Source organism: Hymenobacter negativus, from assembly GCF_016056375.1.
Classification (GTDB): domain Bacteria; phylum Bacteroidota; class Bacteroidia; order Cytophagales; family Hymenobacteraceae; genus Hymenobacter; species Hymenobacter negativus_A.
Window position 1 is genome coordinate 91,795 of record NZ_JAEDAE010000011.1, and the last position, 15,399, is coordinate 107,193.

The window sequence follows — 15,399 nt, forward strand, 5'->3', positions numbered from 1 at the left end:
TACTAGGCCGAATCGGCGGTGTAAGTGCCGTAGTAATGCTCCACCACCAAGCGGCCATCTTTCAGTATTAATAGCGACTTGCTGCTTTTGCGGCCCGCAAATGCAATGAGCGAATCCAGTTGTGCCTGGCACCAGCCCAGGCTGGCAGGCGTGGTGGTGGCCCAGGTGCTGCCCGTGACGGGCGGGAAGTACAGGTTGGCGGTTTGAGCTTTTGACTGATTGGCTGTCAGAAACAGGGGAAGAATCAGCAGGCTCGTTAGGAGTAAGGCGTTTCTCATCGGCACAAAGAACCTCAGCAGTTGGATATTCACCTTGACTGGCTAGACTGTCCCAGGTTTAAGGTCGTAGCGCGCCCCGCAGGGCAACGAAGCTAACTTTGTGGTGCGCGTTCCCGAACAACAGGCGTTGTCAAGGCGCGGGGATGCGAACTACAGAGCTCACGCTACGACTTCGCGCAATACCTATGACAACTCCCATCCTGCGCGTGGCTCGGCCCACCGACAACCTGGCGGCCCTGCGCCGTTTCTACTGCGACGGCCTGGGCTTGCTACAAATAGGCTCCTTCACGGCCCACAATGGCTTCGATGGCCTTATGCTAGGCCACCCGCAGGCTCCGTACCACTTGGAGTTCACGCACCAGCCTAACCACGTCGTCGGCCGCGCCCCCACGGCCGACAACCTGCTCGTTTTCTACCTACCCGATGCCCAGAAGTGGCAAGCCGCCGTGCAGCGTATGGAGGCTGCTGGCTTTGCGCCGGTGCCATCGTATAACCCGTACTGGGACGCGCACGGCCGCACCTTCGAAGACCCCGACGGCTACCGCGTGGTGCTGCAGCAAGCGTTATGGGCACCGCAAGCCGTCGCGCCGGTGATGCTGCGCGACTTCCGGCCGGGTGACCAGCCCGTTTTCCGGCAGCTTAATGAGGAATGGATTTCGCACTATTTCACGCTTGAGCCTGCCGATTTGAAAGCCCTTGACCATCCCGAGGAATACATTCTGGAGCCGGGGGGCTGCATTCTGCTGGCTGAGGTAGGCGGACAGGTAGTGGGCACCTGTGCCCTGATAAAGATGCCCGATGGCCGCAGCTACGAACTGGCCAAAATGGCCGTGTCGCCTGCCGCGCAGGGCCGGCAGATTGGGTATCTGCTGGGCCAAGCTGCTATAGAGCGGGTGCGCAACTTGGGTGGTGGCCGCGTGTATCTGGAAAGCAACGCCAAACTGGCCCCGGCGCTGGCGCTGTATCGCAAGCTCGGGTTTCAGGATTTGGCCGAGCCCAACCCCTCGCCCTACGCCCGGGCCGATGTGCAGATGGAATTGTTGTTGGACTGATGCCCAGTTTATTGAGTGATAACACGACCGTGGTTTCGCGCCTCGCGCCCACGCCCAGCGGCTACCTGCACCTCGGCAATGCCGTCAACTTCGTGCTCACTTGGCTGCTCACGCGGCGGGCGGGCGGCACGCTGCACCTGCGCATCGACGACCTCGACCGCGCCCGCCTGCGCCCGGCTTATCTGGATAACATTTTCCGCGTCATCGACTGGTTGGGCATCGACTACGACCACGGCCCCAGCGGCCCCGATGACTTTCTGCGGCACCATTCGCAGCTGCTGCACCTGCCCGAATACAATCGCGTGTTGCGCCGCCTGGCCCAACAGCCGGGCCTGGTGCAGGCCAGCCAGCGCACCCGCACTGGCGGCACCGAGGCTGCGGTAGCCCTCGAAACTCTGGGCGCGGCCTGGCGGGCGCACGTGCCGGCCGGTACCGAAATAGCTCTTCCCGATGCCTGGCAGGGCGAAACCAGCGTACCGCTCGGCGCGCTGATGCCCGACTTTGTGATTCGGAAAAAAGACGGCGTGGCCGCGTATCAGGTCGCGTCGGTAGTGGATGATTTGCGCCTCGGCACCAACCTTATTGTGCGCGGACTGGACTTGCAGGCCAGCACGGCCGCGCAGCTTTGGCTAGCCGGCCAGCTCTCCGAAACGGCAGTATTCAATGCGGAGCGGGTGCAGTTTTTCCACCACCCGCTGCTGACTGATGCCGCCGGCCAGAAACTCTCCAAGTCACAGCAGCTGCCGACTGATGCGGGTGTTATGGCGCGGGAGCAGGGAAAGCAGGCCGTGTTTCAGGCAGTAGCAGAGTTGCTGGAGCTACCATCCGGCGCTGCAGAATCGTTAGAGATGCTGCAAAAAGGCGTAGAGACGCAACAGTTTGCGTCTCCTCGTTGAACGATGACACGACGGACGTTGCAGTCGCAAGTCGTTCAACGACGAGGCGCAAACTGTTGCGTCTCTACCGCACTTCCTTCTTGAACTGCTCGGCCCAGTGGTCGGCCAGGCGCGTGGGTTCCGGCAGCTTGTAGCCGCGCAGGCAGGCCAGGGTGAGGCGCGTGGCGGTGGCCTGGTCGCAGCGGTGGCCGGGGCTCACGAACAACGGCAGCACCTTGTCCTTGCTGCGAATAACCTCGCCGATGAGCTCGCCGGATTTGGCATCGATTAGCTCCGAAATGCTACCGCGCTCGGGGCCAGGCTCCTGAAAAACGCCCGTCAGCTTCTGCTTGGCTACGCCGAAGGTGGGCATATCGAGCAGCACGCCCAGGTGCGCGGCAATGCCCATGCGGCGCGGGTGCGCAATGCCGTGGCCGTCGACCATGATGACGTCGGGCTTGTTTTCGAGCTTGGCGAAGGCGTGAATCACATTCGGCGCTTCGCGGAAAGAGAGGAAGCCGGGCACGTAAGGCATGTCCACGGGACCGTAGTTGTACACTTTTTCGACCAGCTCCAGCGAAGGAAATTTCAGCACCACGAACACCGATAGAATGGTGTCGGGCGTAGGAAACGAGGAGTCGCAGCCGGCAATCAGGCGTGGCTCCCCGGCCAACGGTTCGGCACGCACGCGTTGGCGCATTTCGTGTTGCTGCTCGGTGAGGCTTTTGACAAGGGCCGGGTCGGGTGGGGGGCCGGGCGGGCGGTAGTAGGCCATTTGCGAAGGGTTATGAGCTTAGTGTTGAGGGTTGGGTGCCGTAAATGCGGGCTGCTTAGGCTTTGGATAGCTCAGCAGTAGCATCCTACGGCGGCGTGGGGCGTATGAGGGGCATACGTTTCTTCGTCGGCCATGTCTGATTCCACTTCCGAACAACCCGCCTCCACCGGCTCCGGCCCACTGCTGGAGCGCCGCTATTTTATTGACGTGCAGCGCGCCCGTAAGTCCCCAGCCCAGCTTATGGCTGAGGTGCAGGCCGACGTACCTCGCTTCTCGCCCGATGCGCTGGCCAATTTCAAGAAGAAGGAGGGCGACGACAGTGCGCTAAAGGTTGGCGACGAGTTCAGCATCACCATTCTGGGGCCGTGGGACGGTTGCGTGCGCGTTACCGAAGTTAGCGCCACGTCCTTCGAGTTCATCACCCTGGAAGGCCACCCCGAGGCCGGCCGCATTCGCTTCGAAACGCATTACCTGGACGAGTCGCCGGACGTGTTGCGGTTCGAAATCCGCTCCTCGGCTCGCTCGCGCGATGGGCTGGTGGCCTTTGCCTACGACACGCTGGGCGGCGGCAAGCTGCTGCAGGAGGCTACCTGGACGGAGTTTTGCCGGCGCGTGGCGGCGGCCAGTGGCGGTGAGGCGCTGCACGACGTAGTAGTCGAAACTTTCCGGCACGACGAGGCCGGCCACGTTCAGCACACCCGCCATGAGTAACCAAGTTGCCGCCGTGCCGGCAGCGGCCAAACCGCCCGCCTGGGAGCAGTACCGCGCCCGCCTCGATTCCTACGCCAACGCCAAAGTCAACTACGACTTCTCGCGCCAGAACGAGTACACCAGCGCCACCGGCTGGCGCCTCGACGACTACGAAACCGACCTGCCCGCCGAAGCGCCCGGCCCGCCCGAAGCGGCCGGCTCCTTTGCTGCCGCGCAGGATGTGCTGCGCCGCTATGCCTTCCCGCCGCCCGACCTCATCACCGGCTATTTCGACCCCAGCGCCCCGCTCGAAAAGCGCATCATGGTGCTGCGGGCGCACTTTCTGGTGTTCAACTTTTACTTCGGCGTGCGCGTGAGCGAGGTAACCGACGAGGAGGCCCGCCCCACGCCCGGCGGGCCCGAACGGGTGTGGGGCTACGGCTACCGCACCCTCGAAGGCCACTTCGAGAAAGGGCAAATCGACTTCACTATTCACAAAAACCTGACCACTGGCGCGGTGCAGTTTCGCATCCACGCTGTGTCGCAACCCGGTCAGATTCGCAATCCGTTCTACTGGCTGGGGTTCAAGTTGTTTGGACGAATTCTGCAGCGCAAATTCGCCCGCGAATCGCAGCGCCGCATGAAGGAACTGGTGGCCAAAGCGCTGACTGGGCAGCAGCTGCCGCAAACCTTACCCGCAATGGCAGGTTGAATATTTTGTAGGGTGCGGGGCTTGCCCCCGCCCGTCGTTGAACGGTGACGTTGTTTCGGCGAGAACGGCGGGCGGGGGCAGGCCCCGCACCCTACTATTTTAATACCCCAACATTTACTCAAGATGCTTCCAACGAAAGCCTACGCCGCTCCGGCCGTTAACATTCCTTTAGAGCCTTTCAACTTCGAGCGCCGCGACGTTGGCCCGCACGACGTACTGATTGATATTCAGTTCTGTGGTGTGTGCCACTCCGACCTGCACCAGGTGCGCGATGAGTGGGGTGGCTCCATCTTCCCGATGGTGCCGGGCCACGAAATCGTGGGCCGCATCACGCAGGTGGGCGACCATGTCAAGAACTTCAAAGTGGGCGACTTGGCCGGCGTGGGCTGCATGGTGGACTCCTGCCGCACGTGCCCCAGCTGCCAGGAGGGCCTGGAGCAGTACTGCGAAACTACCGGCATGGTGGGCACCTACAACAGCCGCGAAATCGGGAGCGGCGCGCCCACCTACGGCGGCTACTCCAGCCAGATTGTTGTGGACGAGAAGTACACCCTCAAAGTATCCGAAAAGCTGGACTTGGCCCGCGTGGCGCCGCTGCTCTGCGCCGGAATCACCACCTACTCGCCCCTGCGCCAGTGGAAGGTGGGCCCCGGCCACCGTGTGGGCGTGATGGGCCTCGGCGGCTTGGGCCACATGGCCGTGAAGCTGGCCGCCGCCATGGGCGCCGAAGTCACCGTGCTCAGCACCTCGCCCAATAAGGAAGCCGATGCCAAAGAGCTGGGTGCTCACAAGTTTGTGGTGACCAAAGACAAGGACCAAATGAAGTCGGTAAGCAACTACTTCGACTTCATAATCAACACTGTATCGGCCCAGCTCGACCTGGCCACCTACGTGAACCTGCTGCGCCGCGACGGCACCATGATTCTGCTGGGCGTGCCCACCGAGGCCCCGCACATCCACGCCTTCAACCTCATCAGCAAGCGCCGCCGCATCGCGGGCTCGCTCATCGGCGGCATTGCCGAAACCCAGGAAATGCTGGACTTCTGCGCCGAACACAACATCATGTCCGACATCGAAGTCATCGACATCAAGGACATCAACGAGTCGTATGAGCGCATGCTGAAAGGCGACGTGAAGTACCGCTTCGTGATTGACCTGGCCACGCTGAAGAACTAACAGCTGCCCGCATTGCAACTGAAAAAGCCGGCTTTCCTTGCGGAAGGCCGGCTTTTTTGTTGGTATTAATTGGGAGTTATTCGATGACGACGCGCTGCCAGCTTTGGCCGGCGGCGGTGGCAATACCCAGCAGGTACACACCCGGGGCCAAGCCCGCCAGCGGCACCGTGCCGCAGGCCTGCGCCAGCGACCAGCGGCGCACCGTGCGGCCCTGCAGGTCGGCTAGCAGCACGGGGCCGGTGGGCGGGGCGGGCAGGCGCAGGCTGAGCTGCTCGTGGGCCGGGTTGGGGAAAGCCTCGGCCAGCGGCACGGCTGTGGCCCCGCGCGTGGCCAGAGCCACGTTCACGAGGCGGGCCAGCCCATAGCGCGGCTGCCCGGCCACGCTGGTGAAATCGCCGCTCAGCACAATGGCCTGGGTACCGGGTTGCAGGTAGAGCATCGGCGCGGCCGGGGCGCGAGTGCCGCTGAGCACCGGCACCGGCTGGAAGCTGCTATCCAGGCTGCCATTGTCCAACAGGCGGGTGATGTTCACGTTTTGCGGGTTGGTGCCCGGGGCCACGATGAGCAGGCGGCCGTCGGGCTGCTCCACGGTGTAGCGGGAAGCGCGGGCGGCCACAAAGCCGGCATCGGGCGCGCCCGTGGCCAGTAGCCGGAGCAGGCCGTTGGGCGCGGCTTGCCCGTTGAAGGTGGTGAAGTCGCCATTAACTAGGATTTTGCCGCTGGCCAGGCCCAGGATGCCGAAGGACGCAGTGGCCCCGCCGCCCGTGCCAATCGAGAACGTGTTGTCGGTGCTGCCGTTGGCGTTGAGGCGTTCCAGGTAGCTGCGGTTGGCGTCGTTCCAGAGCACCAGCGTCTGGCCGTTGGCCAGGCCCACGGCTTCGCGGAAGCCGGCGGTGCTGCCCATGCCCGGGTTGGGCACTTGCCACGCGGCGGTGGCAGGCGGGGCAAACTGGGTGTTGGGCGTGCCATTGGCCAGCAGGCGTGCCACGGAGGGACGGGCCAGGCCGTTCACCTTGGTGAAAGTGCCGGTGACCAGCAAGCCGCCGGCCGGGTGCACGGCAATGCTCACCCCCGCGAAATCATACGGATATGGCTTGCTCCAGCGCAGCTCGGTGGCGGCAAAGGCCGGGTCGAACGCGCCCGTAGTCAGGATGCGGCGCAGCACGGCGGTGCTGTCGCTGCTCTGGTACGCGGCATAGAAGGTGCCGTCGGCCTGCGCAATGGCCCGGTAGGCGTAGGGCGTGCTGCTGTTGGGCCGGGGCGTGCCCGCCGGCAGCGCCACGGCGGCGTTGTAGGTGCCGTCGGCATTCACCCGGTGAAACGTGCGATAGTCGCTGTTGCCCACCAGCTGCCCGTTGAAGCGGGCCAACGGCAGGCTCAGCAGCAGCTGGCCGTTGGTGAGGGGCGTGGCGGGCACACTGGGCAGGTAGCCCAGCGGCTGGTTGTAGCTGGCATCGGGCTGGCCCGCCACGGTGAGGCGCGCCAGGCCGCCCGTGGTCTGCCCGCCCACCTGGTCGAAGTAGCCGCCAATCAGGTACTGGCCGTTGTTGAGCTCGGTCGCTTTCAACAGCGTGTTGTAGCTACCGGTGGCGGAGTTGGCGAAGGAAGTGTCCAGCGTGCCGTTGGTCGACACCCGCGCTAGGCCGCTGCGGGGCACGCCGTTGTAGCTGCCGAAGGACCCGACCACCAGCAGGCTGCCATCGGCCCGCAGGTTCAGGTCGATGATGATGCCGCTGTCGGGGCCGCCCAGGAAAGTGGCGTCGGGGGTGCCGTTGGGCAGCAAGCGCCGCAGGAGCTGGGCGGTACCACTGCTGGCGAGCTGGGCCCCGCCCACCAGCACCTTGCCATCGGGTTGCAGGGCCAGGCCCAGCACAATGCCCTGCGCGGGCAGCGGCGAGGTAAACGAGGGGTCGAAGCTGCCGTTGGCGTTCAGACGGGCTACCCCCGCCTGGGCGTAGCCGTCCACCGTGGCGAAGCTGCCGGCGGCCACAATCTTGCCATCGGGCTGCAATGCCAGCTCCGCTATTAGCTGGTCGCCGAAGGTGCCAGCGAACCCGGAGCCGGTGTTGAACGAGGTATCGAGCGTGCCGTTGGGCAGCAGGCGGATGAGGCCGTGGGTGGGCTGGCCGTTGAAGCGGGAATACAGGCTGCCGGCCACCAGAATCTTGCCGTCGGGCTGCACGACCACGCTGCGGACTTCGCCCGTCCAGCCCGTGCCGCCTGGCACAAACGACGCATCGAGGCTGCCATCGGCGTTGAGGCGCACGGGGTTTGTCACCGGCACGCCGTTGTAGTGCGAAAGCCCGTACTGGCCGCCCAGCACAATCTTGCCATCGGCCTGCACGGCCACCGCCGAAACAATCTGGTTAGGGCCGCTGCCGGTTTGGGTCCGGAAAGCCAGGTCCGGGCTGCCGTCGACATTCAGGCGCACCACTTGGCTCACGGCCTGCCCGTTCATGGTCTGAAAATCGCCGCTGACGACGACCTTGCCATCGGCTTGCTTCGCCATGGCCTGCACCCCGCCCCCCGGGCTGGTGATGGTGCTGGGCGCGAAACCGGGGTCGAGCTGCTGTGCGGAGGTTGTCAGGGCAGGCCCGCTGGCCAGCCCCAGGGCCAAACCAAACACGTAAAAAAGACGCATAAACTGAAATGGATAACGAGAGGGATGCGAACACAAATCCCTGCAAAGTTACCTTCCAAACGCGTGGCCGACGCCTGCCGCGCTACTGCTTCGCGAACACATACGGGTCTTGCTCCAGCCCATCATTCACGCGGATTTCCAAGGTTTTCACCTGCCCGTTCTCCACGGTGAAAGGGGCCGCGAAAATGCCGTAAGCGGCATTGGAAAAGGTGCTGCGGAAGGTGTCGCCGTCCATATAATCCAGTGTGGTGGTGAGGGCGGGGTGGTGCGAGAAGCGCACGAGCAGCTGCTTGCCCTTGGGCTCCACCGTGATGGTGCCGTACACCGGGTGCGTGTAGGTGCCGGCGTAGTCTTTCAGCGGGCGCGCTAGCTTGTTTTTCTTGGCCACGCGGGCGGCGAGGTCGGCCACGCTCTTGGCGGTTTCGGCGTTGCCGGCCTTGGCGAATCCGTAGGACTGACGGCTGCGGTCCACGTAGGGCACGCCCAGGTAGGCGTCGAGCAACTGGTAGCGCAGGGCCTCGAAAAAGCTCTGGTTATCCTGGTTGGTGAGCACGGCAATGCCCAGGCCCTCCTCGGGCACGAAGCACACGTTGGTGACGAAGCCGTTGGCGCCGCCGGTGTGCCAGTAAATCTGGCGGCCGTTGTAGTCGGCTGACGTGACGCCCAGGCCGTAGGTGCGGAAGTGGCTGGGGTAGATGGGCGACTTATTGCTGCTCATCAGCGTGTTGCCCTCGCGGGTGCGGCGCAGCGTGGTCCAGGACATGATGCGCTGGCCGTTGTATTTGCCGCTGTCGAGCTGGAAGCGCAGCCAGTGGCCCAGGTCGTTCACGTTGGAAACCAGGCCGGCGGCCGGCCCAAAGTTGTCCACCTCGTCGAACGGCACCCGCGTGAGCGGGCCGAAGGCCGTGGTGTAGGGCAAGGCAATGTTGGCCCGCTGGCTGGCGCCGGCCGTGCTGGGGTAGGTGTTGGCCATGCCCAGCGGGGTGAGGATGCGCTGCTGCACGAAGTCCTGCCAGGTGGTGCCGCCGGTGGCCACGGGAATGATTTCGCCCGCCGTAAGGAAGCCGTAGTTACTATAGCCGTACTGTTGCCGAAACAGGCCCGTGGGCTTCAGGTAGCGCACCTTTTGCAGGATTTCGGCCCGGCTCAAATTAGAATCCCAGAAGGTAAAATCGCCCTGGAAAGTTTTGGTGCCCATGTGGTGGCCCAGCACGTCGCGGATGGTAACCAGCCGGGTGCTGACGGAATCGTAAAGCCGGAAATCGGGCAGGTACTGGCGCACCGGGTCGTCGAGCTTCAGCTTTTTCTCCTCCACCAATTGCGAAATGGCGGTGCCGGTGAAGAGCTTGGAGTTGGAGGCAATGAGGAAGAGCGTGTTGCCGTCTACGGGCTCGGGCTTGCCCACGGCTTTCACGCCGAAGCCCTGCGATACCACCACCTGTCCGTCCTTCACCACCGTCACGGCCAGGCCGGGGATGTTCCAAAGCTTGAGGCCGCGCTGCACATAGCTGGCCAGGCTGTCGCGCACGAAGGCGTTGCCGACAGCAGTGCTGGAGCCGTGTCCGGCCGTTTGGGCGTGAGCGGGAGAAACAAAGGCTGCGGCCGAAGCCAGCGCAGCCATAAAAACGGAAAAGCGCATCAGGAATCAGGAAAAGTCGAAAAAAAGCCGGCTGCAATACCCCAGGATACTGCAGCCGGCTCAAAGCTAAGCAAGCCCGGAATGACGGCCGAGGCCACTGGCGGCCAGCGGCCCGATTAGCGGGTGAGTTCGGGGGGAGCATTCAGGCCATCGCGCAGCTGGCCGTTCACGGTGGCCTCGCGGCGGGTGATGCGGTAGCCGGCGCAACGGGTTTCGCCGGGCTCCTGCTGCAGCACCACGTTGCCGATGTCGTAGGTGCGGTTGGCCGCCGGCACTATCAGGCGGCAGCTCTGCCCGGCCTGCGCGGTGGCATAGTCGGGCACGGCAAACTGCGGTGGGTGCCCGGCCGGATAATAAATGGCCAACTCCGGCTTCGTGCTGCCCGGCGAAACATTTGGGCCGGGCTGGCGGAGCGTATCGAGCGGCTGCTGAAAATCGGCCGTGCGGTAATGCACCAGGTAGGCCGAGCGCACCTCGGCCCGGCGAAAGCCAAGGCCGCTGCTTTTGGTGGTGTCGGTGCTGAAAGCCAACATGAACGTGGGCGGCGGGCTCATGTTGAGGGGGCAGGCTTGCTGGCAGGCGGGCAGGGCCAGCGTGGTCAGCACCACCGCCAGGCGGGCCAACGGGAAAGAGAAATTCATGCGCAAATGGGTTGAGGACGGTTAAAAAACGCTTCGTCCTCAGATGACCCGCCGCATGGGCACCGGGGTTGCGTCGGCGTACACAATATGCTCGTCGCGCACGGGCTCTTCGCCCCGGAATTTTTGCAGGATGCGGGCCGTGGTGATGATGTCCTTCTGGCAATAGTGCGCAATACGGGCCAGGTCGTTTTCTTCCCAGTACACCCGCGCCACATCGGCCCCGGTAATGTCGTCTTTGGGGGTGGGAATGCCGAACAGGGCGGCCAGCAGATTCAGGGAAGTGTAGGATTTGCGGTCGCCAAACTTCCACAGTTCCATGGTGTCGTGGTGGGGAATTTCCCAGGGCTTTTTGCCGGCCATGTCCAGCTGCGGGGGCAGGGGCAGGCCGTTCACAAGCAGCCGGCGGCCGAGGTAGGGAAAGTCGAACTCCTTGCCGTTGTGGGCGCAGAGCAGGAATTTCGGCTTGTTGGCAAGCAGCCCGGCGAAGTCGCGCAGCAGCTGCTTCTCGTCGTGGTCGGCGTAGCTTTTCACGCGGAAGCGCCACAATTCATCCTCCTTGTCAAACACGAAATAGCCCACCGAGATGCATACCACCTTGCCGAATTCGGCATAAATGCCGGCCTGTTCGAACAGGCCGGCGGCGGTGAGGTGCTCGGGGAAAGGTTCGGCGGCCTGGGGGCGGCCGGTGTAGCCCTGCTGGCGGCGCAGGCTCTCACTTTTATGCTCCCAAAGCTGGCGCAGCATCTCATCGAGGCTATCGTGGCAGTCTACGCAGGGCACCGTTTCGATGTCGATGACAAAAAGCTGGTCGAGCGGGGTGCGGTGGAGGTGCTGCATGAAGAAGGAGCGGGACAGAGCCGGCCGGCAACCGGCTTATCTCAAAGCTACGGCATAGCAAGGGCTGGGTGCAAGACCGAAACCGTGCTACTCCACCACGAGGCGGGCAGCCTGGCTCCCGGCGCGCACCACGTACACCCCGGCGGGCAGGCCGCTCACATCGAGGGCCGGGGCGGCGGGGCGCACCAGCTGGCCCAGGCTGTTGTACACCACCGGCTGGGTGCCAGCCGGTACGCCCAGCACCTGCACCGCGCCGTGGGCAGGGTTGGGCACCAGCACCAGCGTGGCCGGTGCATCGAGGGCGGGCACGAACTGCACGGGCGAATACGTCACCGCGCCGTTGGCGTCGGTCTGGGCCAAGCGGTAATAAGCGGCGCCGGGGGCATCGGCATCGGCGAAGGTATAGGCGTGGGGGGCCGTGCTGCTGCCGGCCCCGGCCACGAAGCCCCGACGGGCAAAGGCCAGGCCGTCGGCGGATTTCTCCACCGCGAAGCCGGCATTATTCTTCTCCGAAGCCGTGGCCCAGGCCAGGGCCACGGCGGTGGGGCTGGTGCGGCGGGCGCTGAAGCTGACCAGCTCCACGGGCAGGGGCTGCAAGGAGCGCAGCGGGTTCAGCCGGTCGAAGCGGCTGGCGCTGGTGGTAGTCCCATCGCCGAGCTGGCCGCTGGGGTTCTGGCCGGTACTGGCGAAGTTGTAGCCCGAGGGGGTGCGAACCAGCGAGAAGTAGGCTGTTGGGCCCGGTGCCAGTGAGGTCCAGCTGGTGCCCAGGGTGGCTTCCTGAGCAGGAGTGGTGCGGTTAGTAGTGGAGCCGTCGCCAAGCTGGCCTTCGGCGTTGCGACCCCAGGCGTATATGGTGCCGTCGGCCCGCAGGCCCAGGCTATGGGCCCCGCCCGCCGTCAGCTGGGTGTAGTGGTCGGTGGCCGTCCCCACTGGCGTGGGCACGCCGTGGTCGGCAGTAGTACCATCGCCGAGCTGACCATTGCCGTTGCAGCCCCAAGCGTAAGCGGTGCCGTCGGCCATCAGGCCCAAGCTGTGGTACTGGCCCGCTACCAATTGGGTGTAAATACCGCCTCCGCTCACCAGCGTGGGTACGTTGTGGTTTGTAGTCGTGTCGTCGCCGAGCCGGCCGGAACCATTGCAGCCCCAGGCGTAAGCGGTGCCGTCGGCCATCAGGCCCAGGCTATGGTAAGCCCCGGCCGCCAGGTGGGTGAAGCGGTCGGTGGCGGCGCCTACCGCGGTAGGCACGGTGCGGCCGGTGGTGGTACCGTCGCCCAACTGGCCGAAGCCATTCTGGCCCCAGGCGTAGGCCGTACCGTCGGCCCGCCGGCCCAGGCTGTGGAAGGAGCCGGCCGCCAGCTGGGTGTAGCGGTCGGTAGCCGTGCCCACCAGTGTGGGCACGCTGTGGTTGGTGGTAGTGCCGTTGCCGAGCTGGCCGTTGCCGTTGCAACCCCAGGCGTAAGCGGTGCCGTCGGCTTTCAGGGCCAGGCTGTGGTAGGAACCGGCGGCCACCTGCACCCAATCCTTATCAGTGCCCACTTGCACGGGGCTGTTTCGGTTGGTGGCGGAGCCCTCAGTGCCGATGCCCAGCTGCCCGAAGGTATTGTCGCCCCAAGCCCAAAGAGTGCCGTCGGCCCGCACGGCCAGGCCGAAGGAGGCGCCCGCGGCCGTGCTGCGCGTGGGCAGGGCCGTGCCCGTGGCGGTGGGCGTGTTGCGCTGCGTGGTGTTGCCACACCCCAGTTCGCCGCTGCCGTTATAGCCCCAGGCGTAAGCGGTGCCGTCGGCCATCAGGCCCAAGCTGTGGTATTGGCCCGCGGCCAATTGGATGTACCGGCCCTCTCCGATTACCGGCGTGGGCACCCGGCGCTGATTGGTGGTGCCATCGCCGAGCGCGCCGCCGGCGTTATGGCCCCAAGCAGTGGCCGTGCCGTCGGCCCGCAGTCCCAGGCTGAAGTTGGCGCCCGCCGCCAACTGCGTGTACAGGTCGCCTCCGCTCACGGGGGTGGGCACCAGGCGCTGGGTCGTAGTGCCATCGCCAAGCTCGCCGGTGATGTTGCGGCCCCAGGCGTAGGCCGTGCCATCGGCCCGCAAGCCCAAGGTGTGGGAGGTGCCCGCCGCCAGCTGGATGTACAGTCCGCCCCCGCTCACCAGGGTGGGCTTGTTGCGTAGGGTAGTGGTGCCGTCGCCGAGCGCGCCGTCGCCGTTATAACCCCAGGCATAGGCCGTGCCGTCGGCCTTCAGCCCCAGGCTGTGGTAAGTGCCCGCGGCCAATTGAGTGTATAGGCCACCACCACTTACCTGGTTGGGTACCAAGTGGTTGGTGGAGGTGCCATCGCCGAGCTCGCCGTCGCCGTTGTAGCCCCAGGCGGTGGCCGTGCCGTCGGCTTTTAACCCCAAACTATGGTAGGTGCCCGCCACTATCTGGGTGTAGCCCCCGCCCCCGCTTATGGGCGTAGGCACCAGGCGCTGAGTGGTGGTGCCGTCGCCGAGCTGGCCGTAGGTATTCACGCCCCAGGCGTAGACGGTGCCGTTAGCCTTCAGGCCCAGGCTGTGGTTGGTGCCCACTGCCACCTGCACCCAGTCGGTATCGTGGCCCACCTGCACCCAGACGGTGCTGTTGGTGGTGGTGCCCGTGCCAAGCTGGCCATTGCTGTTGCGGCCGGTGGCCCAGAGGCTGCCGTCGGCGTGAATGCTGAGCGAGTAGCTGCTGCCCGCCGCGATGGTGCCGCGCAGCGCCTGCGCCCCGGCCCGGCCCGGTACCAGCAACAAAAGAATAAGCGTGAAAAGCCCGGCTGCAGCCATATCTGCAGTGGTGCGAAAGAAGTGCTTCACGTAGTTAATTGAATTATATGCCGGCAACGCGCGGGCTTGGCACCGGTAAAGTTACGACCCACCGTTTAACTAAACACCTTATATGCCAAAATCATACACTCCATGAGTTGGCTCGGGTTTTGGCTTGATTCTGACTGCAATATTGTTAATATAACAAGATTGTCTTGTTTGTGGCAGTAGCTGTTGCGCTTCTGCACTACCTGCCTCACCCGTCCCAAATCCGCCATTGGCACGTCCCAACTTAGGATGTGGGGCGCGGGGCTTCCTGCCTGGCCAGACCTTTGAGCCCAATCATAGCCCGTCTGCCGGTCTTGCGCCGGGGGCAGCACTTCCCCAACAAATAATATGGGACCATGTAACGTTTGGACCCCGGGGCCGATACTCCTCGCGCCTTCACCTCAATTTAATACCGCCGACAGGCAACCCCGACCCCGGCCGGACCATCTGTTAGGGCACACACCTTCTTTCCCTTTCCTTCCTGCACCGATGAGACTATTTACGCAACACGTTGCGGCGGGCCTGCTGTGCCTGCTCCTGGCCGCCACCCGGCCGGCCGCCGCCCAAACCCCCGCCGCTCCGGCGCTGCCCGCCGGCACCGGCTCGCTCACCGGCACCGTGCTCGATTCCCTCAAGAAAGAGCCCGTGCCCTACGCCACCGTGGTGCTGCTGCCCGCTACCGGCGACAAGGCCATTACGGGCGTGGCCGCCGACGATGCCGGCAAGTTCTCGCTCACCAAGCTCACACCCGGCCCGTTCCGGCTGCGGGTGAGCTACGTGGGCTACGGCACCCAGACGCGCTCCGTGACCGTGACGGCCGGGGCCACCGATGTGGGCACCTTCCGCTTGCCCACGGCCGGCACCGCGCTGGCCGAGGCCGTCATCATCGGCCAGAAGCCGGTGGTGGAAATCCGCCCCGACCGCATGGTGTACAACGCCGACCAGGACGCCACCAATGCCGGCGGCACCGCTGCCGACGTGCTGCGCAAAGCCCCCTTGCTGGCCGTGGACGGCGACGGCAACGTGAAAATGCGCGGCTCCAGCAACTTTAAGGTGCTGGTGAACAACAAGCCCTCGCCCACGCTGGCCAGCAACCTGGCCGAAGCCCTGAAGGGCATTCCGGCCGAGCAGATTAAGTCGGTGGAAGTCATTACCACGCCCCCCGCCAAGTACGACGGCGAAGGCACCGCCGGCATCATCAACATCGTGCTGAAGAAAGGCGTGGAGCAGGGACTGAATGGCCGCATCGGTACTTCG

12 protein-coding genes and 1 pseudogene are annotated in these 15,399 nt (G+C 64.7%); 6 read left to right on the forward strand and 7 right to left on the reverse strand.

Features of this window, described 5'->3' with window-relative positions; all coding sequences use genetic code 11:
- Window positions 1-2 precede the first annotated feature (2 nt).
- Window positions 3-278: a hypothetical protein gene (locus tag I7X13_RS18980; RefSeq protein ID WP_198076687.1), complete on the reverse strand. Its 276-nt coding sequence runs from the start codon at window positions 276-278 to the stop codon at window positions 3-5.
- A 185-nt stretch (window positions 279-463) separates the two neighbouring features.
- Between I7X13_RS18980 and I7X13_RS18985 the strand changes: the two genes are divergently transcribed.
- Together I7X13_RS18985 and I7X13_RS18990 are read left to right on the forward strand one after the other, a co-directional pair.
- The gene (locus tag I7X13_RS18985; RefSeq protein WP_198076688.1) at window positions 464-1,330 is read left to right on the forward strand and encodes a GNAT family N-acetyltransferase; all 867 of its coding nucleotides are present in this window, start codon (window positions 464-466) and stop codon (window positions 1,328-1,330) included.
- Window positions 1,331-1,341: 11 nt separating this feature from the next.
- Complete coding sequence (locus tag I7X13_RS18990) at window positions 1,342-2,226, forward strand: glutamate--tRNA ligase family protein (protein WP_233454853.1); 885 nt, start codon at window positions 1,342-1,344, stop codon at window positions 2,224-2,226.
- 64 nt (window positions 2,227-2,290) lie between these two features.
- On the opposite strand, the gene nfi is transcribed toward I7X13_RS18990, so the two are convergent.
- On the reverse strand, window positions 2,291-2,980 hold the full coding sequence (gene nfi / locus I7X13_RS18995) for a deoxyribonuclease V (protein ID WP_198076690.1): 690 nt from the start codon (window positions 2,978-2,980) through the stop codon (window positions 2,291-2,293).
- Window positions 2,981-3,112: 132 nt separating this feature from the next.
- On the opposite strand from nfi, the gene I7X13_RS19000 reads away from it, so the two are divergent.
- The 3 genes from I7X13_RS19000 (at window position 3,113) to I7X13_RS19010 (ending at window position 5,558) form a co-directional block, all read left to right on the forward strand.
- Window positions 3,113-3,691 (forward strand): DUF1990 family protein, encoded by a 579-nt coding sequence (locus I7X13_RS19000; protein ID WP_198076691.1) that lies wholly within the window; start codon window positions 3,113-3,115, stop codon window positions 3,689-3,691.
- Complete coding sequence (locus tag I7X13_RS19005; RefSeq protein ID WP_198076692.1) at window positions 3,684-4,382, forward strand: DUF1990 domain-containing protein; 699 nt, start codon at window positions 3,684-3,686, stop codon at window positions 4,380-4,382. Before I7X13_RS19000 ends, I7X13_RS19005 begins: the two co-directional genes overlap by 8 nt.
- 123 nt (window positions 4,383-4,505) lie before the next feature.
- Entirely contained in the window at window positions 4,506-5,558 is a 1,053-nt protein-coding gene (locus I7X13_RS19010; protein ID WP_198076693.1) for an NAD(P)-dependent alcohol dehydrogenase, read from the forward strand.
- A gap of 76 nt (window positions 5,559-5,634) precedes the next feature.
- Here the strand turns inward: I7X13_RS19010 and I7X13_RS19015 are convergent, their stop codons facing one another.
- From I7X13_RS19015 to I7X13_RS19035, 5 genes are all read right to left on the reverse strand, one after another.
- Entirely contained in the window at window positions 5,635-8,199 is a 2,565-nt protein-coding gene (locus tag I7X13_RS19015; protein WP_198076694.1) for a T9SS type A sorting domain-containing protein, read from the reverse strand.
- An 82-nt stretch (window positions 8,200-8,281) separates the two neighbouring features.
- The gene (locus I7X13_RS19020) at window positions 8,282-9,838 is read right to left on the reverse strand and encodes a serine hydrolase (protein WP_198076695.1); all 1,557 of its coding nucleotides are present in this window, start codon (window positions 9,836-9,838) and stop codon (window positions 8,282-8,284) included.
- A 116-nt stretch (window positions 9,839-9,954) separates the two neighbouring features.
- Entirely contained in the window at window positions 9,955-10,479 is a 525-nt protein-coding gene (locus tag I7X13_RS19025) for a hypothetical protein (RefSeq protein ID WP_198076696.1), read from the reverse strand.
- A 39-nt stretch (window positions 10,480-10,518) separates the two neighbouring features.
- Entirely contained in the window at window positions 10,519-11,316 is a 798-nt protein-coding gene (locus I7X13_RS19030) for a 3'-5' exonuclease (RefSeq protein WP_211531854.1), read from the reverse strand.
- 87 nt (window positions 11,317-11,403) lie between these two features.
- Complete coding sequence (locus I7X13_RS19035) at window positions 11,404-14,082, reverse strand: RCC1 domain-containing protein (RefSeq protein WP_198076697.1); 2,679 nt, start codon at window positions 14,080-14,082, stop codon at window positions 11,404-11,406.
- A 549-nt stretch (window positions 14,083-14,631) separates the two neighbouring features.
- Between I7X13_RS19035 and I7X13_RS22055 the strand changes: the two are divergent.
- A pseudogene (locus I7X13_RS22055) lies at window positions 14,632-15,324 on the forward strand (carboxypeptidase regulatory-like domain-containing protein); the annotation flags it as partial.
- Between the last annotated feature and the right edge of the window lie 75 nt (window positions 15,325-15,399).